The organism is Pseudomonas petrae (genome assembly GCF_021728295.1).
Lineage (GTDB): Bacteria > Pseudomonadota > Gammaproteobacteria > Pseudomonadales > Pseudomonadaceae > Aquipseudomonas > Aquipseudomonas petrae.
This window is the reverse complement of the sequence record NZ_JAKJXE010000007.1, coordinates 297,471-323,096: the sequence shown is the minus strand read 5'-3', so window position 1 is coordinate 323,096 and position 25,626 is coordinate 297,471. Positions and strand designations below refer to the sequence as shown.

At 60.7% G+C, this 25,626-nt stretch carries 24 protein-coding genes and 1 pseudogene; 13 read left to right on the top strand and 12 right to left on the bottom strand.

Annotated features, from left to right (window positions below; all coding sequences use genetic code 11):
- Nucleotides 1–50: 50 nt before the first annotated feature.
- Nucleotides 51–956 carry a LysR family transcriptional regulator gene (locus L4G42_RS14860; RefSeq protein ID WP_237251889.1) on the bottom strand — a complete coding sequence of 302 codons (906 nt, stop codon included), beginning with the start codon at nucleotides 954–956 and terminating at the stop codon, nucleotides 51–53.
- A 156-nt stretch (nucleotides 957–1,112) separates the two neighbouring features.
- On the opposite strand from L4G42_RS14860, the gene amaB reads away from it, so the two are divergent.
- The 8 genes from amaB to L4G42_RS14820 all read left to right on the top strand — a co-directional run bounded on the left by amaB (nucleotide 1,113) and on the right by L4G42_RS14820 (nucleotide 11,101).
- On the top strand, nucleotides 1,113–2,603 hold the full coding sequence (amaB, locus tag L4G42_RS14855) for an L-piperidine-6-carboxylate dehydrogenase (protein ID WP_237251890.1): 1,491 nt from the start codon (nucleotides 1,113–1,115) through the stop codon (nucleotides 2,601–2,603).
- Nucleotides 2,604–2,799: 196 nt separating this feature from the next.
- Nucleotides 2,800–4,083: an L-pipecolate oxidase gene (gene amaA / locus L4G42_RS14850; RefSeq protein ID WP_237251891.1), complete on the top strand. Its 1,284-nt coding sequence runs from the start codon at nucleotides 2,800–2,802 to the stop codon at nucleotides 4,081–4,083.
- A 356-nt stretch (nucleotides 4,084–4,439) separates the two neighbouring features.
- Nucleotides 4,440–5,576 (top strand): ABC transporter substrate-binding protein, encoded by a 1,137-nt coding sequence (locus L4G42_RS14845; RefSeq protein ID WP_074891393.1) that lies wholly within the window; start codon nucleotides 4,440–4,442, stop codon nucleotides 5,574–5,576.
- Nucleotides 5,577–5,761: 185 nt separating this feature from the next.
- Nucleotides 5,762–6,676 carry an ABC transporter permease subunit gene (locus L4G42_RS14840; RefSeq protein WP_037015668.1) on the top strand — a complete coding sequence of 305 codons (915 nt, stop codon included), beginning with the start codon at nucleotides 5,762–5,764 and terminating at the stop codon, nucleotides 6,674–6,676.
- A 2-nt stretch (nucleotides 6,677–6,678) separates the two neighbouring features.
- Nucleotides 6,679–7,974, top strand: a complete 1,296-nt coding sequence (gene livM / locus L4G42_RS14835; RefSeq protein ID WP_237251892.1) for a high-affinity branched-chain amino acid ABC transporter permease LivM — start codon at nucleotides 6,679–6,681, stop codon at nucleotides 7,972–7,974.
- The gene (locus L4G42_RS14830) at nucleotides 7,974–8,849 is read left to right on the top strand and encodes an ABC transporter ATP-binding protein (RefSeq protein WP_192171073.1); all 876 of its coding nucleotides are present in this window, start codon (nucleotides 7,974–7,976) and stop codon (nucleotides 8,847–8,849) included. Before livM ends, L4G42_RS14830 begins: the two co-directional genes overlap by 1 nt.
- On the top strand, nucleotides 8,846–9,562 hold the full coding sequence (locus L4G42_RS14825; RefSeq protein ID WP_065987777.1) for an ABC transporter ATP-binding protein: 717 nt from the start codon (nucleotides 8,846–8,848) through the stop codon (nucleotides 9,560–9,562). The genes L4G42_RS14830 and L4G42_RS14825 overlap by 4 nt, the downstream gene beginning before the upstream one ends.
- A 768-nt stretch (nucleotides 9,563–10,330) precedes the next feature.
- Nucleotides 10,331–11,101: an SDR family oxidoreductase gene (locus L4G42_RS14820; protein ID WP_237251893.1), complete on the top strand. Its 771-nt coding sequence runs from the start codon at nucleotides 10,331–10,333 to the stop codon at nucleotides 11,099–11,101.
- Between the two features lie 149 nt (nucleotides 11,102–11,250).
- Here L4G42_RS14820 and L4G42_RS14815 read toward each other — a convergent pair whose 3' ends face one another.
- From L4G42_RS14815 to L4G42_RS14785, 7 genes are all read right to left on the bottom strand, one after another.
- A complete protein-coding gene (locus L4G42_RS14815) occupies nucleotides 11,251–12,387 on the bottom strand; it encodes an AGE family epimerase/isomerase (protein WP_237251894.1) in 1,137 nt (378 codons plus the stop codon).
- A gap of 211 nt (nucleotides 12,388–12,598) precedes the next feature.
- Nucleotides 12,599–13,171, bottom strand: coding sequence for a HupE/UreJ family protein (locus tag L4G42_RS14810; protein ID WP_237251895.1), 573 nt, complete (start codon nucleotides 13,169–13,171; stop codon nucleotides 12,599–12,601).
- A gap of 49 nt (nucleotides 13,172–13,220) precedes the next feature.
- Nucleotides 13,221–13,835, bottom strand: a complete 615-nt coding sequence (gene ureG, locus L4G42_RS14805) for an urease accessory protein UreG (RefSeq protein ID WP_074891382.1) — start codon at nucleotides 13,833–13,835, stop codon at nucleotides 13,221–13,223.
- Nucleotides 13,836–13,893: 58 nt separating this feature from the next.
- Nucleotides 13,894–14,568 carry an urease accessory protein UreF gene (locus L4G42_RS14800; RefSeq protein WP_237251896.1) on the bottom strand — a complete coding sequence of 225 codons (675 nt, stop codon included), beginning with the start codon at nucleotides 14,566–14,568 and terminating at the stop codon, nucleotides 13,894–13,896.
- Nucleotides 14,565–15,065 (bottom strand): urease accessory protein UreE, encoded by a 501-nt coding sequence (gene ureE, locus L4G42_RS14795; protein ID WP_237251897.1) that lies wholly within the window; start codon nucleotides 15,063–15,065, stop codon nucleotides 14,565–14,567. The genes L4G42_RS14800 and ureE overlap by 4 nt, the downstream gene beginning before the upstream one ends.
- Before the next feature lie 379 nt (nucleotides 15,066–15,444).
- Nucleotides 15,445–16,077, bottom strand: a complete 633-nt coding sequence (locus L4G42_RS14790) for a TetR family transcriptional regulator (protein WP_237251996.1) — start codon at nucleotides 16,075–16,077, stop codon at nucleotides 15,445–15,447.
- A 247-nt stretch (nucleotides 16,078–16,324) separates the two neighbouring features.
- Complete coding sequence (locus L4G42_RS14785) at nucleotides 16,325–16,546, bottom strand: hypothetical protein (RefSeq protein WP_237251898.1); 222 nt, start codon at nucleotides 16,544–16,546, stop codon at nucleotides 16,325–16,327.
- A 316-nt stretch (nucleotides 16,547–16,862) separates the two neighbouring features.
- Between L4G42_RS14785 and L4G42_RS14780 the strand changes: the two genes are divergently transcribed.
- Nucleotides 16,863–18,932, top strand: coding sequence for an AsmA family protein (locus L4G42_RS14780; RefSeq protein ID WP_237251899.1), 2,070 nt, complete (start codon nucleotides 16,863–16,865; stop codon nucleotides 18,930–18,932).
- A gap of 87 nt (nucleotides 18,933–19,019) precedes the next feature.
- Here the strand turns inward: L4G42_RS14780 and L4G42_RS14775 are convergent, their stop codons facing one another.
- Together L4G42_RS14775 and osmE are read right to left on the bottom strand one after the other, a co-directional pair.
- Nucleotides 19,020–19,553, bottom strand: coding sequence for a ferritin-like domain-containing protein (locus L4G42_RS14775; RefSeq protein WP_237251900.1), 534 nt, complete (start codon nucleotides 19,551–19,553; stop codon nucleotides 19,020–19,022).
- Nucleotides 19,554–19,858: 305 nt separating this feature from the next.
- Nucleotides 19,859–20,197, bottom strand: a complete 339-nt coding sequence (gene osmE / locus L4G42_RS14770; RefSeq protein ID WP_237251901.1) for an osmotically-inducible lipoprotein OsmE — start codon at nucleotides 20,195–20,197, stop codon at nucleotides 19,859–19,861.
- A 173-nt stretch (nucleotides 20,198–20,370) separates the two neighbouring features.
- Here osmE and L4G42_RS14765 point away from each other — a divergent pair.
- Nucleotides 20,371–20,574 (top strand): annotated as a pseudogene (locus L4G42_RS14765) (triacylglycerol lipase); the annotation flags it as partial.
- 58 nt (nucleotides 20,575–20,632) lie between these two features.
- Nucleotides 20,633–20,869: a hypothetical protein gene (locus L4G42_RS14760; RefSeq protein ID WP_237259272.1), complete on the top strand. Its 237-nt coding sequence runs from the start codon at nucleotides 20,633–20,635 to the stop codon at nucleotides 20,867–20,869.
- A 26-nt stretch (nucleotides 20,870–20,895) separates the two neighbouring features.
- On the opposite strand, the gene L4G42_RS14755 is transcribed toward L4G42_RS14760, so the two are convergent.
- The gene (locus L4G42_RS14755) at nucleotides 20,896–21,780 is read right to left on the bottom strand and encodes a DMT family transporter (RefSeq protein WP_237251903.1); all 885 of its coding nucleotides are present in this window, start codon (nucleotides 21,778–21,780) and stop codon (nucleotides 20,896–20,898) included.
- Nucleotides 21,781–21,931: 151 nt separating this feature from the next.
- On the opposite strand from L4G42_RS14755, the gene L4G42_RS14750 reads away from it, so the two are divergent.
- On the top strand, nucleotides 21,932–22,222 hold the full coding sequence (locus L4G42_RS14750) for a PsiF family protein (protein WP_122533784.1): 291 nt from the start codon (nucleotides 21,932–21,934) through the stop codon (nucleotides 22,220–22,222).
- A 188-nt stretch (nucleotides 22,223–22,410) separates the two neighbouring features.
- Nucleotides 22,411–23,421, top strand: coding sequence for an AI-2E family transporter (locus tag L4G42_RS14745; protein WP_122625647.1), 1,011 nt, complete (start codon nucleotides 22,411–22,413; stop codon nucleotides 23,419–23,421).
- A 734-nt stretch (nucleotides 23,422–24,155) separates the two neighbouring features.
- Here L4G42_RS14745 and L4G42_RS14740 read toward each other — a convergent pair.
- Nucleotides 24,156–25,421 (bottom strand): Hsp70 family protein, encoded by a 1,266-nt coding sequence (locus tag L4G42_RS14740; protein ID WP_237251904.1) that lies wholly within the window; start codon nucleotides 25,419–25,421, stop codon nucleotides 24,156–24,158.
- Between the last annotated feature and the right edge of the window lie 205 nt (nucleotides 25,422–25,626).

Genomic DNA, 25,626 nt, shown 5'->3' with positions numbered 1-25,626 from the left:
GGGACTGGCTGGACCCCAACTTGTGGGACCGGCTTTAGCCGGGAATGCTGTCACTGCGGCGTTGGCTCGTTGAGCTGTTCGAGCATCCATTCCACAAACACGCGAATCTTCGGCACTTCGGCCGCATGCTCCGGGTACGCCAGGTAGTAAGCATCCTGACTCGGCAGGGCGTGTTGCCATGGGATCATCAGCTTGCCGTCCGCCAGTTCTTCTTCCACCAGAAACCGAGGCAGCAGCGCGACGCCGCAGCCCACTTGCGCCGCGCGAATGCACATGTAGATCGTTTCGAAACGCGGGCCGTGGTAGCTGTGCTCGGTCTGGTAGCCCTGACTCTCGAACCAGTCATGCCAGGCCTGGGGGCGGTGCGCGTTTTGCAGCAGGACCAGATCGGTCAGTTGCGTAGGATCGGTGAAGGGTTCGTCGGGCACGCTGCCGGGGGCGCAGACCGGGATCAGCTCTTCGCTGAACAGCTTCACACTTTCGGCACCGGGTCGGGCGCCACCGCCGAAATAGAACGACAGGTCGCAGCGGCTCTGGGCCAGGTCATCGCTTTCCTGCTCGTTGACCAAATCCAGATGAATATGCGGATGACGCAAACGCCAGCCCTTGAGTCGCGGCACCAGCCAGCGGGCGCCGAAGGTCGACGGCGTTGACACGCGCAGGACTTCGGTCTCACCGCCGTAGGAACGGAGGAAGTGCGTCGACATTTCCATCTGCATGAGCACTTTGCGCACTTCCCCCAGGTACAGCGCACCGGCTGGCGTCAGTTGCAGGCGCCGACGAACCCTTCGGAACAACAGGTGCTGCACCAATTCTTCCAGCTGGGCGACCTGCTTGCTGACGGCGCTCTGTGTGAGGTTCAGCTCCTCGGCTGCGCGGGTGAAACTCAGGTGACGGGTCACCGCTTCAAAGCATTGCAGCGCGGTGACCGACGGGAGATGGCGTTTGCTCAGCATATTCGGCTCGTTCAGCGTCAGCATGAAAAAACGGAATGATATCTCGCTTAATCGTCGTTTGTTGCAGTGTCGCCTGCCAGCTATTACTAGAGGCTGACGAAATAACCAACATTTGGCATTCCGCTTTTGCGCTTACGATCAGTTTCAGGAGAAACCATGCTCAACGATCTGCTTACCCGACTCGGTGTCGATGCCGCGCTTTATCAACAGGGCGACAAGCCTGTTCACACGCCGATCGATGGCAGCCAGGTTGCGTCGGTGAGCTGGGAAAGCGCCGCTGAAGTCGAGCAGCGCATCACCCGCGCCGACCACGCATTCGAAGCGTGGCGCAAAGTACCTGCGCCCCGTCGCGGCGAGCTGATTCGTCTGTTTGGCGAAGCGCTGCGCAGACACAAAACCGACCTCGGTGAGCTGGTGTCGTGGGAAGCCGGCAAGATCACTCAGGAAGGGCTGGGTGAAGTGCAGGAAATGATCGACATCTGCGACTTCGCCGTCGGCCTGTCGCGTCAGATGTACGGCCTGACCATCGCTTCCGAGCGCCCGGGCCACCACATGCGTGAAACCTGGCATCCGCTGGGCGTCGTCGGCGTCATCAGCGCGTTCAACTTTCCTGTCGCTGTCTGGTCGTGGAACACCGCCCTGGCGCTGGTCTGCGGCAACTCGGTGATCTGGAAACCGTCGGAAAAAACGCCCCTCACTGCGCTGGCCTGCCAGGCGCTGTTCGATAAAGTCGCGGCTGAATTTTCGGATGCTCCGCAGTACCTCACCCAATGCATCGTCGGCGGCCGCGAAGCCGGTGAGGCGTTGGTGGATGACGCCCGCGTCGCGCTGATCAGCGCCACCGGCAGCACGCGCATGGGCCGCGAAGTGGCGCCGAAACTCGCTGCACGTTTCGCCCGCAGTATTCTGGAGCTGGGCGGCAACAACGCGATGATTCTGACCCCGAGTGCCGATCTGGATCTGGCCGTGCGCGCGGTGCTGTTCAGTGCCGTCGGCACAGCGGGTCAACGGTGCACCACCCTGCGCCGTTTGATCGCGCACTCGTCAGTGAAGGCGGAGTTCGTCGAGCGCCTGAAAGCGGCGTACGCCAAAGTGCGCATCGGGCACCCGCTGGAAGGCAATCTGGTCGGTCCGCTGATCGACAAGCAAAGCTATGAAAACATGCAGGAAGCGCTGGAGCAGGCGTTGAGCGAAGGCGGTAGGGTGTTCGGCGGCAAGCGCCAGTTGGAGGAAAAATTTCCGAACGCGTATTACATCTCGCCGGCCATCGTCGAGATGCCGGAGCAGAGCGATGTCGTACGCAGCGAAACTTTTGCGCCGATTCTGTACGTGGTCGGGTACGAAGAGTTCAGCGAGGCTGTACGCCTGAACAACGACGTACCGCAAGGTTTGTCCTCCTGCATCTTCACCACCGATGTGCGCGAGGCGGAGCAGTTCATTTCGGCGCTGGGCAGCGATTGCGGCATCGCCAACGTCAACATTGGCCCGAGTGGTGCAGAGATTGGTGGCGCGTTCGGTGGGGAAAAAGAAACCGGCGGTGGCCGCGAATCCGGCTCGGACTCGTGGAAAGGCTACATGCGTCGCCAGACCGCCACGGTGAACTACTCCCGCGAACTGCCGCTGGCCCAGGGCATTACGTTTGATTGATGCTTTGTGTAGGAGCGTGGCTTGTCCCGCGATCTGGCGCGCAGCGGCAGTAAGTTTGATCGTGCCCACGCTCTGCGTGGGTACGCATCCCCAGGCGCTCCGCGCCCGATTTTTGTGACGCGGAGCGTCACCGGCTGCATTACCACGCGGAGCGTGGGAACGATCAGGTCTGGCTGTCTCTCTCCGAGGTTTTGCGATGCCGTTACGCGAAGAATGTCTGTGGGAAACGCTGACGCCACAAAGGCCCGAAGCGCCCGCGTTGAGCGGGGAAGTGACTGTCGATGTGTGCGTCATTGGCGCAGGCATCACGGGTTTGTCGGCGGCCATTCATCTGCTTGAGCAAGGCAAGACGGTCGCTGTCGTCGAAGCCCATCGCACCGGGCAAGGCGGGTCCGGCCGGAACGTAGGACTGGTCAACGCCGGCCTGTGGATTCCGCCTGACGAAATTGAAGGCGGGTTCGGCGAGAAAGTCGGCAGCCAGCTCAACACCATGCTCGGCAATGCGCCGTCGCTGGTCTTCAGCCTGTTAGAAAAATACGGCATCGACTGCCAGGCGACGCGCAAAGGCACGCTGCACATGGCGCACAACGCCAAGGGCGAGCTGGACCTGCGCAGCCGTGAGGAACAATGGAAACGTCGCGGCGCGCCTGTGGAATTGCTCACCGGCAAGGCCTGTCAGGAAGCGACCGGCACCACCGAGATTACCTCCGCATTACTCGATCACCGCGCTGGCACCATTAACCCAATGGCCTACACCAGCGGGCTGGCGGCGGCCGTCACGCAATTGGGCGGTCAGCGTTTCGATCACTCGCCGGTCAAACGCCTTGAGCGACAAGGCTCGCGCTGGTGCGTGATCACCGAAAGCGGCGCGGTGCTTGCCGAGCAAGTTGTTATCGCATCCAACGCCTATACCGAGGGCGAGTGGACGGAGCTTCGGCGCAACTTCTTCCCCGGCTATTACTATCAAGTGGCCTCGGCGCCACTGACCGAAGACGCGGCGCAGCAGATTTTGCCGGGCGGGCAGGGCTCCTGGGACACGCGGCAGGTGCTCAGCAGCATTCGTCGCGATGCCGAGGGCCGGCTGTTGTTGGGCAGTCTGGGTAATGGCAATCAGAAGCCCGGCTGGTTTCTGAAGGCATGGGCCGATCGCGTGCAGCAGCATTATTTCCCGTATCTCAAACCAGTTGATTGGGAATGCACGTGGACCGGCTGCATCGCGTTTACGCCCGATCACTTGCTGCGAATGTTCGAACCTGCACCCGGACTGGTCGCGGTCACCGGTTACAACGGACGCGGCAACACCACAGGGACGGTGGTCGGTAAAGCATTCGCCGATTATCTGTGCAGCGGCAACGCCAGTGTTCTACCCATCCCCTTTGCGCAGATGCAGCCGCTGGCGGCCGTTGGACTGCGCAGTTCTTTGTACGAGGCTGGCTTTTCGCTATACCATGCGGGCCAATGCCTCAGAATCGTGATCTGAGAAGAAATCTCTCTCCAAAACTACACTTTTTCCTACATCCACTACCCTCAAATGGTGCGTCCCGTAGCGGGTCCGCACCGGCGGTGTGCAGTTCGGTGACGCAGGCTGTAACAACAGGGTTGTACAGGTGGGGACGGCGCGGTTGCGCGCCTGCTTCCCAAAGGTTGCTCTTTTGAAGTCGCGAGGTTGCACCTTGCGCGGTTTAGACGGTTGCACGCCCTGTGAAAATGGGCAGAAATCAGTCGGATAGCGACAAAACGACGAGTTTCTCAAGAATAAAAAACCGATGGCACGCCACTTGCTCGCAGCAGCTCTGTGGTCGCAGTGCTAATTAAAAAACCCAGGAGCACCAACTCATGTCGCAGACGTTCTACAGGAAAGGCTTTCTTGCACTCGCAGTGGCTACTGCCATGGGTGCGGCTTCATTTGCGCAGGCAGCCGACATCAAGATCGGCGTTGCAGGCCCGATGACCGGCGCCAACGCCTCATTCGGCGAGCAGTACATGAAGGGCGCTCAAGCAGCTGCCGATGCCATCAACGCTGCGGGCGGCGTCAACGGCGATAAAATCGTCCTGACCGCCTACGACGACGCTTGCGAACCGAAACAGGCCGTTGCCGTTGCCAACAAGGCCGCGTCTGACAAAGTCGCCGGCGTTGTCGGTCACTTCTGCTCCTCCTCGACCATCCCGGCGTCGGAAGTCTATGACGAAGCCGGCATCATCGCGATCACCCCTGGCTCCACCAACCCGACCGTGACCGAGCGCGGCCTGAGCGCCATGTTCCGTATGTGCGGCCGTGACGATCAGCAAGGCATCGTTGCCGGCGACTACATCGTCGATGTGCTCAAGGGCAAAAAGATCGCCGTCATCAACGACAAGGACACCTACGGCAAAGGCCTGGCAGATGCCACCGCCAAGCAGCTGACCAAGCGTGGCGTAAAGCCTGTGCTGGAAGAAGGTCTGACCCGCGGCGAGAAAGACTTCAGCGCCCTGGTCACCAAGATCCGTTCCGTTGGCGCTGACGTGGTTTACTTCGGCGGTCTGCACCCGGAAGCCGGTCCACTGGTTCGCCAGCTGCGTGAACAAGGCCTGAAAGACGTGAAATTCATGTCCGACGACGGCGTTGTCACCGACGAACTGGTCACCACCGCTGGCGGCGCGCAATACGTCGATGGCGTGTACATGACCTTCGGCGCCGACCCGCGCATGCTGCCAGACAGCAAGGCCGTGGTTGAGCAGTTCCGCAAATCCGGCTACGAGCCAGAAGGCTACACCCTCTACGCTTACGCGTCGGTTCAGGCCCTGGCCGCCGGTTTCAACGGCGCCAAGTCGAACAAAGGCGAAGACGCTGCCAAGTTCCTGAAAGCCCATCCTGTCAAAACCGTCATGGGCGAGAAAGCCTGGGACACCAAGGGCGACCTGAAAGTCTCTGACTACGTTGTTTACCAGTGGGACAAGGACGGCAAATACCACCAGCTCGAAAAGCAGAAGTGAGTTGAGCGCTTAGTCGGATCGGTTGTTTCCCGGGGGTGAGCCGGGAAACAACCTGATCCGGTAATCGGCGCTGTCAGACAGCGGCGCCGGATTTCTTCTGTTGCCACTGTGTGCGCCGCTCTATTCCTCACGAGGGACTGGTCGCCGCGCGCCAGGTTGGCCTTTCAAGTTCGTGAGCGTGCGTGATGGACGGTATTTTCCTGCAGCAAATGGTCAACGGCCTGACACTGGGCTCGGTCTATGGCCTGATCGCCATCGGTTACACGATGGTCTACGGCATCATCGGCATGATCAACTTCGCCCACGGCGATGTGTACATGATCTCCGCCTACCTCGCAGCCATCGGCCTCGCCGTGCTGTCGTTCTTCGGCGTTGAGTCATTCCCCTTTCTGATTCTCGGCACACTGATCTTCACCATTGTGGTGACCGGTGTGTACGGTTTCGTCATCGAGCGAGTGGCGTACAAACCGCTGCGTAACTCGACCCGTCTGGCGCCGCTGATCAGTGCGATCGGCATTTCCCTGATTCTGCAGAACTACGCGCAGATCGCTCAGGGCCCACGCCAGCAAGGCGTACCGACCCTGCTCGAAGGCGCCATGCGCTTCGATGTGGGCAGCGGTTTCGTACAGATTACCTACACCAAAATCTTCATCCTGATCGCTGCCTTCGTCGGCATGGGCGTACTGACTTACATCATCAAGTACACCAAGCTGGGCCGGATGTGCCGCGCCACGCAGCAGGATCGCAAGATGGCCTCGATTCTGGGCATCAACACCGACCGGGTCATTTCCTACGTGTTCGTCATCGGTGCGGCCATGGCGGCACTGGCCGGCGTGCTGATCACCATGAACTACGGCACGTTCGACTTCTTCGCCGGCTTCGTCATCGGCATCAAGGCGTTTACCGCAGCGGTACTCGGCGGCATTGGTTCGTTGCCGGGCGCCATGCTTGGCGGCCTGATCCTGGGGGTTGCCGAGTCGCAGTTCTCCGGCCTAATCAACTCCGACTACAAAGATGTGTTCAGTTTCGGCCTGCTGGTAGTGATTCTGATCTTCCGTCCCCAAGGCCTGCTGGGTCGCCCACTCGTGGCGAAGGTATAACCATGTCTGCACCTACTAAACCCATTGATATCAAACAAAGCCTGGTCGACGCGGTGATCGCCGGGCTGCTGGCGCTGATCGTGTTCGGCCCGATCGTCGGCATTGTGCTGGACGGCTACGGCTTCAACCTGCAACCGGGCCGCGTCGCCGTGCTGGTGGGCGTGGTCGTTGTCGGTCGTTTCTTCATGAGCCTGTTCCTGCAGACGCCGAAGGGCGTGGCCATCGCGCAGAGCTTTGAAAGTTCGGGCTCTGGCGTGCACGTGCTGCCGCCGGGTTACAAGACGCGCCTGCGCTTTATCATCCCGCTGATGATCCTGATCGCGGTGATCTTCCCGATCTTCGCTGACAAGTACGTGCTGACCGTGGTTATCCTCGGCCTGATCTACGTGCTGCTGGGCCTGGGCCTTAATATCGTGGTGGGCCTCGCCGGTCTGCTCGATCTGGGTTACGTGGCCTTCTATGCGATTGGCGCGTACGGCCTGGCGCTGGGTTATCAGTATCTGGGTCTGGGGTTCTGGTCGGCGTTGCCGCTGGCAGCAATTGCAGCGGCACTTGCCGGTTGCATCCTCGGCTTTCCGGTGCTGCGCATGCACGGGGACTACTTGGCGATCGTGACCCTGGGTTTCGGCGAGATCATTCGTCTGGTGCTCAATAACTGGCTGTCTTTCACCGGCGGACCGAACGGCGTGGCAGTCCCGGCGCCGACCTTCTTCGGCCTGGAATTCGGACGTCGCGCCAAAGACGGCGGCATCCCGATCCACGAGTATTTCGGCTTCGAATACAACCCGGACCTGAAATTCATCTTCATCTACACCGTGCTGTTCCTGGTGGTGCTGGCTGTGCTGTACGTCAAGCACCGCCTGACGCGCATGCCGGTCGGCCGCGCGTGGGAAGCACTGCGTGAGGACGAGATCGCCTGCCGCTCCATGGGCCTGAACCACGTGCTGGTCAAGCTTTCGGCCTTCACCATCGGCGCCTCGACGGCGGGTCTGGCCGGTGTGTTCTTTGCCAGCTATCAAGGCTTCGTCAACCCGACCTCGTTCACCTTTTTCGAGTCAGCGCTGATTCTGGCCATCGTCGTGCTCGGCGGCATGGGCTCGACCGTCGGCGTGGTCATCGCGGCATTCGTGCTGACCGTCGCACCGGAACTCTTGCGCAGCTTCGCGGAATACCGCGTCTTGCTGTTCGGCATCCTCATGGTGCTGATGATGATCTGGCGTCCGCGTGGCCTGATTCGCATCAGCCGTACCGGCGTGCAGCCACGCAAAGGCGTGTTGGCCAACGTGGAGGGCGCGTGATGAGCGACGAAATCGTTCTGTCCGTCGAAAACCTGATGATGCACTTCGGCGGCATCAAGGCCCTCAGCGACGTCAGCCTGCAAGTGCGGCGCAACTCGATCTTCGCCCTCATCGGCCCGAACGGCGCCGGCAAGACCACGGTGTTCAACTGCCTGACCGGCTTCTACAAGGCCACCGGCGGGCGCATCGAGCTCAATGCGCGGGGCAAGAAGACCAACGTGATTCAGCTGCTCGGCGAGCAGTTTCGCGCCGCCGACTTCGCTTCGCCCAAGCGCTTCGGCAGCCGGCTGTACTACAAGATGTTCGGCGGCACGCACCTGGTAAACCGTGCAGGGCTTGCGCGTACTTTCCAGAACATTCGCCTGTTCAAGGAAATGTCCGTGGTCGAGAACCTGCTGGTCGCACAGCACATGTGGGTTAACCGCAACATGCTGGCCGGCATCCTCAACACCAAGGCCTATCGCAAGGCCGAAGACGACGCCATGAACACCGCGTTCTACTGGCTCGAAGTGGTGGATCTGGTGGACTGCGCCAACCGTCTGGCCGGCGAGCTTTCCTACGGCCAGCAACGCCGTCTTGAGATCGCGCGAGCGATGTGCACGCGTCCGCAGGTCATCTGCCTGGACGAGCCGGCGGCCGGCTTGAACCCCCAGGAAACCGAGGCGTTGAGCGGCATGATTCGCCACTTGCGCGACGATCACGACATGACCATCGTGCTGATCGAGCACGACATGGGCATGGTCATGGGCATTTCCGACGACATCGTCGTGCTCGACCACGGCAACGTGATCGCCAAGGGCAAACCGGAGCAGATCCGCAACGATCCGAAAGTGATCGCGGCGTATCTGGGCGCTGATGAAGAGGAGTTGGTATGAGTAAGCCGATCCTCGAACTGAAAGAGATCGACGTGTATTACGGGCCGATTCAGGCCCTGAAGAAAGTCTCGATGCACATTGATGAGGGCGAAACGGTCAGCCTGATCGGCTCCAACGGCGCGGGTAAATCCACGCTGCTGATGTCGATCTTCGGCCAGCCACGCGCGGCCAGCGGCCAGATCATCTATCAGGGCACCGACATCACCCACAAATCGTCGCACTACATCGCGTCCAACGGCATCGCGCAATCGCCGGAAGGCCGCCGCGTGTTCCCGGACATGTCGGTGGAAGAGAACTTGATGATGGGCACCATCCCCATCGGCGACAAACACGCCAGTGAAGACATGCAGCGCATGTTCGAGATGTTCCCGCGGCTCAAGGAGCGTCGCAACCAGCGGGCGATGACCATGTCCGGCGGCGAACAGCAAATGCTCGCCATCGCCCGTGCGTTGATGAGCCGTCCTAAGTTGCTGCTGCTGGACGAGCCGAGCCTGGGGCTGGCGCCGATCATCGTTAAGCAGATTTTCGCGACGCTGCGTGAGCTGGCGCAGACCGGCATGACCATCTTCCTGGTCGAGCAGAACGCCAACCACGCGCTGAAGCTGTCGGACCGCGCTTACGTGATGGTCAACGGCGAGATTCGCCTGACAGGTACGGGTAAGGAATTGCTTACTAATGAGGAAGTCAGGAACGCCTATCTCGGCGGTCACTGATTACAGGTCACAGTTGTAAAAACAAGCCCCGGGTGGATAACTTCCGGGGCTTTTTTATAGCGCAGCCGAATTGTGGAAAACAATTTTGGGCCTATGCGAAAACGCGACATATAGCCGCTGCAAATCGCTGTTTTGTCACGCTTTTGACTTGTTCAGTTTTACTGTGGAGGTGACTGTGAATAACTTGGGAGCAGCTGGCTGGAGCCCTTTGTTTACGTGGCTTACAGCGATCTGGTTAATATTTGACCAGTTGTTTCGGCCGGTATTTCGGTGGGGTTTGTCAACGTTGTTCTCGCTGGTTTTTTATACAGTCTTTATACGGTGCCGGCCTGTGGATAAGTCTGTGTGCAACCGTTGGAAAGACTGCCGCAGATAGCGCAATCTCTCTCGACGGGACATTCCTGTCCGAGCACCCAAGTCCTCGGAAAATTCGACGGCAGATGGCCCATGGCCGGTCAAGTAAAAAGGTCGTTCAAGTTACCCACACGCGCCGTATGCCGGGACTCTCGGCGTTTCGAGTTGCCCCCAGAAAAGGTAGGCCTGACTGTGGATAAGGTGGGCAAAAGTGTCTGTAGGCCACACGGCATAAGGCCTTGGAGCAATTGGTTGTTTTTTATACAGCAGAGCAGTTGTATGACGATGTTGCTGAAGGTGCTTGATCCCGCCCTGTCTGCGCGGGCATTCTCCAGAACCTTCCTACACGCAACGCTGCTTGCGTGACATTCCCGCTTGGCTTGATAAGCCCGCATCGTTAGTCAGGAGAAAGAAATGACCTCTACCGTATTCATTACCGGGGCCACTTCCGGGTTTGGCGAAGCCTGCGCCCGTCGTTTTGCCGAGGCGGGCTGGTCGCTGGTACTGACCGGTCGCCGTGAAGACCGCTTGCAGGCGCTGAGCGCTGAATTGTCGAAACAGACCAAGGTACACACGCTGACGCTGGACGTGCGCGATCGCGCGGGCGTGGAGCGCGCTGTGGAAAGCCTGCCGGCTGAATTCGCGAAGATTCGCGGCCTGATCAACAACGCAGGCCTGGCGCTGGGGATTGATCCGGCACCCAAGTGCGATCTGGATGACTGGGACACCATGATCGACACCAATATCAAAGGTCTGGTGTACACGACGCGCTTGCTGCTCTCGCGTCTGATCGCCTACGGCCGCGGCGCCAGCATCGTTAACCTTGGCTCGGTGGCGGGGAATTATCCGTACCCGGGCGGCAACGTTTATGGCGGCACCAAAGCGTTCGTCGGACAGTTCTCGCTCAACCTGCGCAACGACCTGGTCGGCACCGGCGTACGGGTGACCAACCTTGAGCCGGGGTTGTGTGAAAGCGAGTTCTCGCTGGTGCGCTTCGGCGGCGATCAGGCCAAGTACGACGCAACCTACGCAGGCGCAGAGCCGATCCAGCCCCAGGACATCGCCGACACCATCTTCTGGATCATGAACACGCCTGCACACGTCAACGTCAACAGCCTGGAACTGATGCCCGTGAGCCAGACCTGGGCCGGGTTCGCGATTGATCGCAGTCGTGGGGAGAAGTAAGTAGTTTTACTGATGTTGATCGTTCCCACGCTCGGCGTGGGAATGCGCTAACCGACGCTCCGCGTCGCCAACCGCTGGACGCGGAGCTTCCTGGGCGGCATCCCCACGCAGAGCGTGGGGACGATCAGAGGCAGATTTAAATAATCAGCTCAGCCGCTGAAAAACTCGGCAAGCCCGATGTAGCACGTCGCCAGGTGATACGGGGTCGTGGACGGCATGTCGCTGCGGCTGATCTGCCCCTGGCTGTCGAGGCACTCGTTCCAGCCGGAGGGGTGCAGGAACTGCGCTTGCAGCGCTTTTAACTGGCGGGCCAGCAATCGCTCGCTCTCAGGCCGTAACGTCAACGCGCGCAGGTATTCAGCCTGGGCCCAGATGCGCTGCGTGCCGTCTTTCACCGAACCGTCCACTTCCAGCATCGCCGCAACCGCGCCAGTCGTTTGATCGACGCCCTGCGCCTCGGCGTGGGCGAACGCAGTCTCCAGCGACCGATACAGCGGCGTGCCCCGCAGATGCGCGGAAGACGCCAGCAAGTAGAACCATTCGAACTGATGACCCGGCTCGGACCAGTTATCCACAGCGTCCAGCGGTTTCTCCAGCATCACACCGTGCTCAACATCGACAAAGCGTCGCTGCATGGCTTCCACCAAGGCATCCAGCGCCGCCTGCGTGTCAGCGTCATCGCGCACGGCCAGTGTGCCGAGAAACGCTTCGGCCAGATGCATCAGCGGGTTTTGCAGCGGGCCGGCGTTTAGCGAAGACCAGTCTTCGGCCAGCACGGATTCATACAAGCCGTCGCCATCGGCAAAGCGTTCGGCGACAACATTCAACGCGGCATTGAGCACCGACTCCACCAGCGGCTCACGGACTTTGCCCCAGTAATGGGCGCAGGCGAAGACGATGAAGGCGTGGGTGTAGAGGTCCTTGCGGCGATCCAGCGGCGCGCCCTGTGGATCAATGCTGTAGAACCAGCCGCCGTGCTCGGCATCGTGAAAGTGCTGCTGCAACGAACGAAACAGCGCGGCTGCGCGGGTCGCGGCGTCTGGCACGTCGGGGTGATCGATCAGGCTTGAAAACAGAAACAGCTGACGCGCACAGGCCATGGCCCTATAGCGCTGCGGCGGCAAAGGCCGATGCCGGGCGTCGACCGCCTCAAACGGCAGCGCCATCTCGGCATTCCACCCCGGGCCCTGCCACAACGGCACGACTACGCGCATGAAGTGCTGCTGCAGCTCAGTGAACAGGGCGGACAGTTCAGACTTGGCGGTGGGAAGAGAAGCGTCAGGCATTGGATGGCGTCACGGCAGGGGCAAATTGCGCGATATGGTAGCAGGCGGTGGGGATCTTGCGTCAGATGCGGGGCCTGGCAGCCCCTGGATCCGTATTGAACACCGGTCCAGTGTAGGAGCGCTTGCTCGCGATATCGGTGTGTCAGACAACATATTTGTCGCTGACAGGTCGCAATCGCGGGCAAGCGCGCTCCTACATTTCGGATGTCATTCAGCCCGCGAACAACCAGACGCCGGTCGCGGCCGACAATGCGCCAGCGATCCGTACCACCGGCGCCGCCGCTGCCGGCAGCAAGCGCACCACGGCATAACCTGTCGCGTGCAACGCAGCGGTCACGCCGACAAAGCCAAGCGCATAACCCCACGGGCTCGACATCTCGGGCAGTTCCAGACCGTGGGCCACGCCGTGGAGCATCGCAAACAGCGCCGTCGCCGCCACTGCCACCAACAGCGGCGGACGTACGGCCAGCGCCACCGCCAGGCCCAACGCAAACACTGACGCCGCAATGCCGCTCTCCAGCGCTGGCAATGCCAGGCCTTCAAACCCGAGCAAGCCGCCAATCAGCATGGTGCCGACAAACGTGCACGGCAGCGCCCAGCGTGCCGCGCCTTTCTGTTGCGCCGCCCAAAGCCCTACAGCAATCATCGCCAGCAGGTGATCGATACCGCCCAGTGGATGGCTGATACCGGCCACCAGACCGCTTTCATCGTGGCCGGGGTGGGCGAAGGCCAGTGCCGGAACAAGGAGCAGCGCCAACGCGCCGAATACTTTTTTGCAGTTCATGAATGAATTCCTTGCTTCACTTGGGTGTGAGCCACTTTGGTGTACGAAATCAGGCTGCGGTCAGCAGGCCCTGGCGCTCGATGAACGCGATGATCTGCTCCAGGCCGTGGCCAGTTTTCTGGTTGCTGAACACGAACGGCTTGTCGCCGCGCATCTTCTTCGTGTCGCGGTCCATCATCTCCAGCGAGGCACCCACCAGCGGCGCGAGGTCGATCTTGTTGATCACCAGCAGATCGGATTTGCAGATACCGGGGCCACCCTTGCGCGGCAGCTTGTCGCCTGCCGACACGTCGATCACATAAATGGTGAGGTCCGACAGCTCCGGGCTGAACGTTGCGGACAGGTTATCGCCGCCCGACTCGACGATGATCAGGTCCAGTCCCTCGAAGCGCCGATTGAGCTGGTCGACGGCTTCCAGATTGATCGAAGCGTCTTCGCGGATCGCCGTGTGCGGGCAGCCGCCGGTTTCCACGCCGATGATGCGCTCGGGTGCCAGTGCTTCGTTGCGCACCAGAAAGTCAGCGTCTTCACGGGTGTAGATATCATTGGTGACCACCGCCAGGTTGTAGCGATCGCGCAGGGCCAGGCACAGCGCGAGCGTCAGTGCGGTCTTGCCGGAACCGACCGGACCGCCGATGCCGACGCGCAAAGGTTGGCTGTTCATTCGTTCTCTCCGTTAAGCGTGTTGTGCGGTTCGAGGCGCTGCGGCGATGGCGGCCACCTCATGATCGGAACAGGCGGCTGTACTGCCGCTCATGGTTCATACTCGCCAGGGCCAGACCGAATGGCGCGCTGCCGATGTGTTCAGGGTTCAGTGCGGCCGCGTGTTGCTGGGCGTTTTGCAACAGCGGCAATAACTCGCTGGTGAGGCGCTGCGCGGCTTGCTGCCCCATTGGCAGGGTTTTCATCAGCACCGCCAGCTGGTTTTCCAGCCAGCTCCAGAGCCAGGCAGCGAGTGCGTCCTGAGGACTGATCTGCCAGGCGCGCGCAGCCAGCGCCCAACCCAGCGCCAGATGCGGCTCGCCCATGCGCTGTAGAAAATCCCGCGCGGGCTGATCCATTTCCGGCAGGCCGTTGAGCAATTGCTGCAGTGAATAGCCCATTTGTCGGCTTTCCAGGTGCAGCTCGCGGGTTTCTCGGCTGGCGCGGTGTGCTTCGCTCAATTGCAGCAGCGTCGCCCAGTCTTCTTCGGCAGCCGCTGTGCAGTGCGCCAGTAAAAGCGGCGCTTCGAATCGCGCAAGGTTGAGCAGCAACTGGTCGCCAATCCAGCGGGCAGCGCTGGCCGAATCGTGAACGGTCGATTGCTCGACCGCCATTTCCAGGCCTTGGGAATAGCTGTAGCCGCCGATCGGCAGCTGCGGGCTCGCTAGACGCAGCAGCGCCCAGGCGGCGTTCACGTGCGCACGCCGAATTGATGAATGCGCGGCGCGTAGTTGAAATCTTCCTCACCGGCGCGCGAGTGGTGATGGCCGCCACCGTAGGCGCCGTGCTCCGGCTGGAAGGGCGCGTCGAGGGATTCGGTCGTGGCGCCCAGTTGGTCGAGCATGGCCTTGAGCACGTAATCGTCGAGCAGACGCAGCCAGCCGTCGCCCACTTGCAGCGCCACATGGCGGTTGCCCAAGTGATACGCCGCGCGGGTCAGCTCGAAAGCGTTACTGCAGGTCACGTGCATCAGCTGCTCGGGGCGCGCGCAGACGCGCACGATCCGGCCGTCTTCGGCCTTGAGGAAGTCGCCGTCACGCAGCGGCGGCTGACCCCGTTCGAGGAACAGCCCTACGTCCTCACCCTCGGCACTGAAACAGCGCAGCCGGCTTTTACTCCGCGCCTCGAATAGCAAGTGCAGCTCTGCGGCCCATTCAGCCTGAGGTTCGATCCGTTGATGAATCACCAGCATCAGAAAGCTTCCAGCAATGTGCGATGCAAGGTCTAGAGCAAGTGGCTTGCCAACAGGCGGGCAGAACAGAAATTGCCTGAATACGGTGCAGGAAGCCAGGATCCCAAAGGCTCGATGCTCTATGGTGGGGCGCTGCGAAAGGTTGCGCACCTGCATGGTGCGCCTAGGTGGCGTCGCGACTCATCGGTAAGGTGCTGGAATCTTCAGCCGTTGACACCAGGTCTTCGCGGGCAAGCGCGCTCCTACAAGGGATCGCTTTCCACACTCAGGTTTCCATCGCCTGCGACGACCCTTCAACACCATCACTGTGATCCCCGATTGATACCGCGGCCAACTGTAGGAGCGCGCTTGCCCGCGAATGGGCTTCGCAGGCGCCGAATCACTCAGTACTGCCCAATCCCTGCCAGCGCTTGGCGCCGATGAAGATGAAGCGCAGTTGCTGGGTGATTTTCGCGCGCGGGGTCAAGTGTGCGGCCAACGCCGGGGGCGGCGGGTCGATCAACTCAGGGAGCATGGCGAACACGCTCTTCACCACCAAGTCGGCCATGACCGAGAGATCGTCGGTGTTCAGGTGCTGGAATTTGGGCATCGACGCCAAATCGGTCGCGAGGTCGGCGATGATGCCTTCGCGCAGCGCGCCGAGCGCCTGACGAACTTTCAGCGAGCCGCCGTATTGCTCGCGCGCCAGGAACAGAAACTGCGAGCGGTTGGCGGCCACGACATCCAGAAAGATGCGGATGGATGCGTCGATGATGCCGCTGTCGATGTTGTCGTTGTGGCGCACGCGGCGGATGGTTTCACGGAAGGTCTGGCCGACTTCGCTGACCAGCGCCAGGCCCAGGTGATCCATGTCATCAAAATGCCGATAGAAACCGGTGGGCACGATGCCGGCGGTTTTCGCCACTTCACGCAGGCTCAGGCTGCCGAAACCACGCCCACTCTCCATCAGGCCCCGGGCTGCATCGAGCAGGGCATGGCGGGTCTGCTGTTTCTGTTCGGCGCGGGGCAGCATGGGGCGTGTATCTGATGGAGGCATGGGCCGCAACTCTAGCAAATGCGTTTGCGTTGCGTCGAACCCGGTTTTACGTCGGGCAATAAAAAGCCCGGCGATGGAGGCCGGGCTGTTCCCGTGCTTAGGCTGGCAGATTGAGGGTGCTCAAACCGGCCTCTCCCGGCTAAAGCCGGCCCTACCAGGACATGCGCGTGTCTTCTGTGGGACTGGCTTTAGCCGGGAAGCTGTTAAATGCATCGGGTATCGATCAGGAAACGCGCTGATACTGCTGGATCAACCGATCCGGGCCATTGTCGGCGACGCGCTGGTATTGATTGATCAATCGATCCGGGCCGTCCTGTGCAACGGTCGGCAAACCGGAATGCTGCGTCGCCTTCGCTTCGCCGAGGCTCGCTTGTTCGCTGGCAGGCATCGCGAACGCGGTCGAGGCAAGTAGGGAAAGGGTCAGGGCAATCAATTGGCGTTTCATGGAGGGATGCTCGGGTGTAAAGGGTTGTGTGAACGTGCTGGGGATTCTACCGCTGCCCGCTCGATAATGAAGTTCAGCGGGCTGATGGTGACCATCGACAGAAATGATGCGAATCCCGCCCCCTTGCCCGGCGGGCCTTTCAACGTGTTACAGGTCAACTTCCGGGCCCGTCTGGACGTACGGTATCGGCGGTTGGCGGAACTTTTCACGTCGCGAATACAGATTCGATCAAACCGACGCGGGTTTTCTCAGTCGAACCGTTACGACGTACGAGACGCGCCCTGGACGGCGCGTCTGTTTTTGGGGAGACAACGCAATGACGCGAGGCCGTAAAATCTTTGCCTGGACAGCCGCAATCCTGCTGCTGTTGCTGGTGATTCTGATCATTGTGATCGCCACGTTCGACTGGAATCGGCTCAAGCCGACCATCAACGAGAAGGTGTCTGCAGAACTGCATCGCCCCTTCGCCATCAACGGCAATCTGGCCGTGAGCTGGCACCGTGAGCCCGACGAAGGCGGCTGGCGCGCCTGGGTGCCGTGGCCGCACCTGTCGGCGGAAGACATCGCACTGGGCAATCCGGAATGGTCGAAGACGCCGCAGATGGTCACGCTCAAGCGCGTCGACCTGCGCTTGTCCCCCTTGCCGTTGCTGGCCCAGCGCGTGGTCATCCCGCGCATCAACCTGACCGAGCCCAATGCGAAAATCGAGCGTCTGGCCGATGGCCGCGCCAACTGGGTGTTTGACCTGCCCAAGAGCGACCCGAACGCTAAACCTTCGAGCTGGGTGGTCGACATCGGCTCGATTGGCTTCGACAAAGGCTTCGTGAGCTACAACGACCAGAAGATCAACACGGCCATTGACGTCGTTATCGACCCGCTGGGCAAGCCGATTCCCTACAGCGACATCGTTGGCAGCAGCGAAGCGAAGAAGGTCCAGGACAAGGGCGCTTCGGCTCAGGATTACGCATTCGGCTTTACCGCCAAAGGCCAGTATCACGGCCAGAAACTCAACGGTAGCGGCAAAGTAGGTGGACTGCTGGCGCTGAAAGACGCGGCGTTGCCATTCCCGGTGCAGGCCGACGTCAGCGCTGGCGCCCTGCGTGTTGCTATCGCAGGCACGGTCACCGATCCGCAGAACCTCGGTGAACTGGACCTGCGCCTGAAACTGTCCGGCGACAGCCTCAGCAATCTGTTCCCGCTGACCGGCGTGACGCTGCCGGATTCTCCGCCGTACTCCACCGATGGCCGTCTGATTGCCAAATTGCATGACCCGGCGGGTGCGTCGTTCCAGTACAAGGGCTTCAACGGCAAGATCGGCGACAGCGATATTCACGGCGATCTCGGTTTCGTAGCAAGCGCGCCACGTCCCAAACTGACCGGCGCGCTGGTGTCCAACCAATTGCTGATGGCGGACCTCAAGCCGCTGATTGGTGCCGACTCCAATGCCGAGCAGAAAACCCGCGGCGGCGAGAGCAAGCAGCCAACGGACAAAGTGCTGCCGGTCGAGGAATTCAAGACCGACCGCTGGGCTGCCATGGACGCCGACGTTGAGTTCACGGGCAAGCGCATCGTGCAGAGCGCCGACCTGCCGTTCACCGATCTGTACACCCATGTGGTGCTCAATGATGGCGTGCTGAGCCTGCAGCCTTTGCGCTTCGGCGTGGCGGGCGGCAAGCTCGACGCCGACATCAAGCTCAACGGTCACACGCAGCCGCTGGAGGGTCGCGCCAGACTGTCGGCTCGGGGCTTCAAGCTCAAGCAGCTGTTCCCGACCTTCGAACCGATGAAAACCAGCTTTGGTGAGCTCAACGGTGACGCGGACCTCAGTGGCCGTGGCAACTCGGTGGCGGCGTTGTTGGGAACGTCCAACGGTGAGCTGAAAATGCTGATTAACGACGGCGCCGTCAGCCGTGGCCTGATGGAGATCGCCGGCCTGAACGTGGGCAATTTCGTGGTTGGCAAGCTGTTTGGCGACAAGGACGTGAAGATCAACTGCGCGGCCTCTGACGTGAGCTTCAAGGACGGACTGGCGAGCACCAAGGTGTTCGTGTTCGATACCGAGAACGCGATCATTTACGTCGATGGCACGGCGAACCTGAAGACCGAGCAACTGGATATGAAGATCACGCCGGAATCGAAAGGCTTCCGGGTCTTCTCCTTGCGTTCGCCGCTGTATGTGCGCGGGCCGTTCAGCAAGCCCAATGCGGGTGTTGAATCAGGTCCATTGCTGCTGCGTGGAGCAGGCATGGTGCTGTTGGGCGCGGCAGTCGGGCCGGCGGCGGGATTGCTGGCGCTGGTGGCACCGAGCAGTGGAGACGCGCCTAACCAGTGCACCCCGTTGCTGGAACAGATGCGCTCGGGCAAGGCGCCGAAGACGGTGAAGTAGGTTCGGCACAGGATTCTGTGCCGTATCCACTCCCCCCAAAAAAAAGCCAGGGCATGTGCCCTGGCTTTTTGCATTGCGTGCTTTGTATCAGAGGCCGTCGAGCAGGTCCGCCATGTCGTCGGCGTGCTCTTCTTCCTGCGCCAGGATCTCTTCAAAGATGCGGCGGGTGGTCGGGTCCTGATCACCAATGTACTGAATGATTTCGCGGTAGCTGTCGATCGCGATGCGCTCGGCCACCAGATCTTCAGTGATCATCTCTTTCAGGGTATTGCCGGCCACGTACTGCGCGTGGGAATTCTTGCTCAGCAGGTCCGGGTTGAATTCCGGCTCGCCGCCCAGCTGCACGATACGTTCGGCCAGCTTGTCTGCGTGTTCGAGTTCTTGCTTGGCGTGTTCCAGAAACTCATCAGCGGCGGCGTGGGACTTGATGCCCTTGGCCATGAAGTAGTGACGCTTGTAACGCAGGGTGCAGACCAGTTCAGTGGCCAGCGAAGCGTTCAGCAGACGCAGAACCTCTTCACGGTCAGCGCTGTAGCTTTCAGTGACGGCGCCGTCTTCAACGTTTTTGCGCGCGCGCTCTCGCAACGTGGCGACATCGGTCATAGGGTGCAGGTTAATCATCAGATTTCTCCAGGGCTGTTCCGGTTTTTTCCGTCGCACTCTGTTGCGCCATGGCTAAAGCAGGCGCCCGGCAGGATCGGGGTCTTAAGGTGTGAGTGGTGGGCGCTGGCAAAAGTTTGATTTTTGTTCGGGGACTTTTTGACGCGGGGTCAGATGGTCGCGGGGCAAGACTGATGCTGAGTTACGACAGGGTGCGCGTGCTTCAGGATGAATCGCCCGTGATCACGGCCGGGCGGGGCATCCTTGCGATGCCCCGGCGTTCGTGATGGCGGGCGGACTCACCCATTCATAAGAAGGGCGTCAGGTCACATGGCGCGTTCGTTGGCGTCACGCTGTTCGCACGTCATGAAGCCCTTGCTGTTGACGCGGCCATTGTTGTCGAAGGTGACGTAGTAAGCCTGCTGGTGGCCTTCGCGGTTCAGCACGTAGTTGTTGCAAGTGCCTGGGTGGGCGCGACGCTGAATAGCCGTTGATGGCGTGCCGCCGATGGTCAGGACTTGTTCCTTGGTCATGCCTTCTTCGACTTGCTTGACCAGCGGCTCATTGCGATAGGTCGCGTAATCAACCGGGTTCGGCAGGGTGGTCGATGCGCAACCAGCCAATGCGGCCATGGAAATCACTACTGCCAGGGATTGCTTGAACATTCGAATCGCTCCGCGAAAAAGGCCATTGTTGGCCCGTTCCTGTTAGGAGCACTGAAGAGGCAAAAGAGTTCGATCAAATTGATGGCGATGGGGCATTACCCGCTCCTTTCGTGTTCATGAGCAATTCCCGGCCACCTTGGCCTGATTATCGTCAATCTTGCCTGGCGAAAATTGCTCGCACGTTCGCGAAACAGCGAGGTCAATCTGATGGCATGGTCGGGAGATGCAGTTCTCACCTGGGTAAAGTCATCGGTGATGACCACCCGCTCGACCATTTCGACATCGTCAACCAGCACTTCGGTCTGGTGGACAGGGGAGCCGATCCCGTGGGGTTGCTCCTTGAACATGCCGCGCGTCTCAAAGCCGCCGGTCTTTGACTTTTTTGGCCGTAGTTCGTGATCAGTCGACCCGTGAGGTCGCGTAGGAAGTGATGCGATGAGCGATAAAGAGCTTTACGAAATCGAGTACACCCTGGCCGGTGAGCACCATGTCGATCTGATTGAAAACCTCGACGTGCCGATCATCGAGGTTGTGCACGAGCTGGCACTCAAGCACAACGTGGCCGTTGAAGATGACCCTTTGGATACCGGTGAAGACACCATCGGTCTGCCCCATGTGCTGGGCATTACCGACGTGTCGATTCATGCTGCGGAGGATCACGACAAAGCCTGATTGCCGGGTTTATCCGACGGACAGGTTTAACGGATTGCGGCCTTGCGCAGCGGTGTGGTCCAGCGTTCTGCCAGGATCACCCCGCCCAGCGTCAGGGCACCGCCGATGAAGTGATAGGACGCCAGTTGCTCGCCGAGCGCGAGCGCGGCAACCAGCGCCGTCAGGATCGGCACCAGGTTGAAAAACAACGTGGTACGGCTTGGCCCCAGGATGGAAATCGCTTTCATCCAAAGCAGTGGCGCGAGCATGGAAGTCGGGATGCACGCGTAGAGCACCAACGGAATGTTGCTCGGGTTCAGGCCGGTTTTCGGTGAAATAACGAACAGCGGAAACAGCGCAATGATCGCCACCAGAATCTGCAGATAGAGCAGCTGCAACGGCGGCATGCGCAACTGCCATTTCTTCAGCAGCGTGCTGTAGGTCGCATACGCCAGTGTCGCGACCAGCATCATGACGTCGCCGAGGTTAATGCCATGGGCAACCAGCAAGCTCCAGCTCCCCTGCGACACCACCCACAACACGCCCGCGAACGACACGAATGCGCCAACCAGCGCCCCAGCGGTCAGCCGGGTACCGAGGCTGGCGATCGACATGCCCAGGGTCATCACCGGCACCAGCGACAGAATGATGCCCATGTTGGTGGCCGTCGTGATGTTTGCCGCGTAGTACGCCAGGCTCTGATAAATCGCCATGCCCAACACGCCCAGCACCACAACCTTGCCGATGATTGGCTTGATCTGCGCCCGATTGCGCAGCACGGGGCCGAGCAGAAACGGCGTGAACAGCACGCCCGCCAGCAACCAGCGATAGAAACCGATTTCGGCCGGAAAAATACGCCCGGCGGCTGCTTTGGTGATGACGTTGTTGCCCGCCCAGATCATGACGGTGAGCAGAGGATAAAGGTATTGCATGACCGAACCGGCGGCTGAATGAGGCGCCATTATCGGCCTGTCAGTCCGCACGTCCAGCGCACGCTGCGCATTTGCAGAAATATGCAGCAACATTCTTTGGCTACACTGCTCCGAAAGCCATGCGGGTGCGTGGCGCTTCCGGAGAAAAGCGATGACGATGCTGCGTATTCCTCTGCTGGTGATGGGCCTGCTGTTGAGCGCCCAGGGTTTTGCCGCCACCGCACAACAAAACAAGATGACCACCTGCAACGCCGATGCCTCAGCCAAATCCCTGAAGGGCGACGAGCGCAAGGCGTTCATGAGCACCTGCCTGAAGGCCGCGCCTGCGCCTGCCGCCACCCAGCAAGAGAAAATGAAAACCTGCAACGCCACGGCCAGCACCCAGGCGCTCAAGGGTGATGCGCGCAAGGCTTTTATGAGCGATTGTCTTAAAAAGAAATAATTTTCCGAGCCAATGGCGGGCATCGAAATGCGGCGCTACCGCCTGTAGTTTCTGCGATTGCGGCCAATGATCTGGCCTGCAATCGCAGCCTCCCCACGCTCGAGTCCTCAAGGGCTTTCGCGTCGCTGGTTCTCCACTCAGAACGCTGGCAGACTGCCCATCCTTCACGCCGCTCGTTTTGAGGCTGTATGCCAACGTTTACGCCCCGTCAAGTCTATCTGGCCAGTTGCATTCTCGTGTTCGGCGGGTTGCTGCTGGTCCTGCCGCTCAACCTTCTGCCCAGTCTGCTGGCGGGTTTGCTGGTGTATGAACTGGTCGACATGCTCACCCCGCAGTTGCAACGGCTGATTGCCGGCGAGCGAGCGCGTTGGCTGGCGGTGGCGTTGCTGGGGACTCTGGTGGTGACCGTGTTGGCGTTGCTGTTTGCCGGCGCGATCAGTTTCCTGCTGCACGAGGCGGAAAACCCCGGCGCGTCGCTGGATAAATTCATGATTCTGGTGGACCGCGCCCGCGGTCAGCTGCCGCCCTTCATCGACAACTACCTGCCGGCCAGCGCCACCGAGTTTCAGGTGTCGCTCAGCGCCTGGCTGACCAAGCACCTCGGCGAGCTGCAATTGCTCGGCAAGGGCGCGGCGCACATGTTCGTGACGTTGCTGATCGGCATGGTGCTGGGCGCGATCATCGCCTTGCAGCGCATCCCCGATGTCACCAAGCGAAAGCCATTGGCGGCGGCGCTGTTCGAGCGTCTGCACCTGCTGAGTCAGGCCTTCCGCAATATCGTTTTCGCGCAGATCAAGATCTCGCTGCTGAACACGGCGTTCACCTCGATCTTCCTGGCGGTGATCCTGCCGCTGTGTGGCGTGCACCTGCCGCTGACCAAAACCCTGATCGTGCTGACCTTCCTGCTGGGCCTGCTTCCGGTGGTCGGCAACCTGATGTCCAACACGCTGATCTTTATCGTCGGCATGTCGTTGTCGATCTGGGTGGCGATGGCGGCGTTGGGTTATCTGATCGTGATCCACAAGGTCGAGTATTTCCTCAACGCGCGCATCGTCGGCGGGCAGATCAGCGCCAAGTCGTGGGAATTGCTGCTGGCGATGCTGATCTTCGAAGCCGCCTTCGGCCTGCCGGGGGTGGTGGCAGGGCCGATTTATTACGCGTACCTGAAGAGCGAACTGCGCAGGGCGGAGTTGGTTTAGCCGCAGGTTTTAACCATTTCCACAGCTGCACGCGATGTGTAGGACCGGCTTCAGCCCGGAACAGGCCGGTTTGAGCGCCATCAGATTCGCAGCATGACGCTCGATCCCTTCCCGGCTAAAGCCAGTCCTACAGGTGCATGCGGTCAGTAGGACCGGCTTCAGCCGGGAAGAGGCCGGTTTGAGCGCCCTCGAATTTGCGGCGTGACACCTGATACCTTCCTGGCTAAAGCCAGTCCTACTATGTGCCCGCGGTCAGTCAGTGGGACCGGCTTTAGCCGGGAAGAGGCCTGCGCGAACAACCTCAATTTCGCGGCGTGACACCTGACGCCTTCCCGGCTAAAGCCAGTCCCACTAAGAGCACGCGGTCAGTCAGTAGGACCGGCTTCAGCCGGGAAGAGGCCGGTTTGAGCGCCACAAGATTTGCGGCGTGACACCTGACGCCTTCCCGGCTAAAGCCAGTCCCACTAAGAGCACGCGGTCAGTCAGTAGGACCGGCTTCAGCCGGGAAGAGGCCGGTCTGAGCGCCCTCGAATTTGCGGCGTGACGCCTGACGCCTTCCTGGCTAAAGCCAGTCCCACCAAGAGCACGCGGTCAGTCAGTAGGACCGGCTTTAGCCGGGAAGAGGCCGGTTTGAGCACCCTCAGATTTGCGGCGTGACGCCTGACGCCTTCCTGGCTAAAGCCAGTCCTACATGGGCACGCGGTCAGTCCCACTGAGGGCGAGACAGCGGGGACTCAGCCGTAGCGCTTTTTCGCTTCGATCGCCAGGCCGCTGCCGATGCTGCCGAAGATGTTGCCTTCGACGTGCCGGGCCTTGGGGAGCATGGCGGCGACGCTGTTGCGCAGGGCCGGGATGCCGCTGGAGCCGCCGGTAAAGAACACGGTGTCGACATCGGTCACGCCAACGCCCGCGTCATTCAACAGGTTGGTCACGCTGGCGCGCACGCGTCCGAGCAGCGCATCGATGGATGATTCGAACAGCTGGCGCGTCAGGTCGACGCTCAGGCCGGGCTCGACGCGGTCCATCGGCACCAGGCGGCTGTCGGCCTGAGTCAGCTGGATTTTCGTCTCTTCGACTTCCATCGCCAGCCAGTGGCCGGCGCGTTGATCAATCAGCTTGAACAGCCGATCAATGCCCTGAGTATCTTCGATGTCGTAGCGCATGCTGCCCAGCGCCAGTTGCGACTTTTGCGAATACACCGAGTTGATCGTGTGCCAGGTCGCCAGGTTCATGTGCGTGCTGGTAGGCATGTAGGCGCCGCTTTTCATTCGGCTGCCGTACCCAAACAGCGGCATCACGCCCTGCAGGCTCAGTTGCTTGTCGAAGTCGGTACCGCCGATGTGCACGCCGCCGGTGGCGAGGATGTCGCTGTGGCGGTCATCGATCAGACGGCGCTCCGGCGACAGACGCACCAGCGAGAAATCCGACGTACCACCGCCGATGTCGACGATCAGCACCAGCTCTTCACGGTCCAGCGTTGACTCATAGTCGAACGCCGCCGCGATAGGCTCGAACTGGAAAGAAACGTCCTTGAAGCCGATCTTGCGCGCTACGTCGGCCAGCGTGTCTTCGGCCTCTTGGTCGGCGGCAGCGTCGTCATCGACGAAATGCACGGGACGGCCCAGCACCACTTGCTCGAAGGAATGACCGGCAGCGGCTTCGGCGCGCTTTTTAAGTTCGCCAATGAACAGCCCGAGCAGGTCCTTGAACGGCATTGCCGTACCCAGCACGCTGGTGTCGTGCTTGATCAGTTTGGAACCCAGCAGGCTCTTGAGCGAGCGCATCAGGCGGCCTTCGTAGCCCTCGAGGTATTCGTGAAGGGCGAGGCGACCGTAGACCGGGCGGCGCTCTTCGATGTTGAAAAACACCACCGAGGGCAGCGTGATCTTGCCGTCCTCCAGCGCGATCAGCGTTTCCACTCCGGGACGCAGCCAGCCGACCGTGGAGTTGGACGTGCCAAAATCGATGCCAAGGGCACGGGCCGGGGATGGGGTGCTCATCTGCTTTGCATACCAGTCGAAAAACGGCCGCGCAGTGTATGCGAGTGCGCACCGGATGCGTAGCGCGAAACGTCGGTTTATCGCCCGCCCGGCATCTATTTCGCGCGTCTGGCTTGAACTGCAGCCCCGAGCCCCAATCTAGCAGGCAACTCTTAATACATTTGGCCGGTCTGGACAGCGTTTCATTTCGCGAGACTGCGTGCCG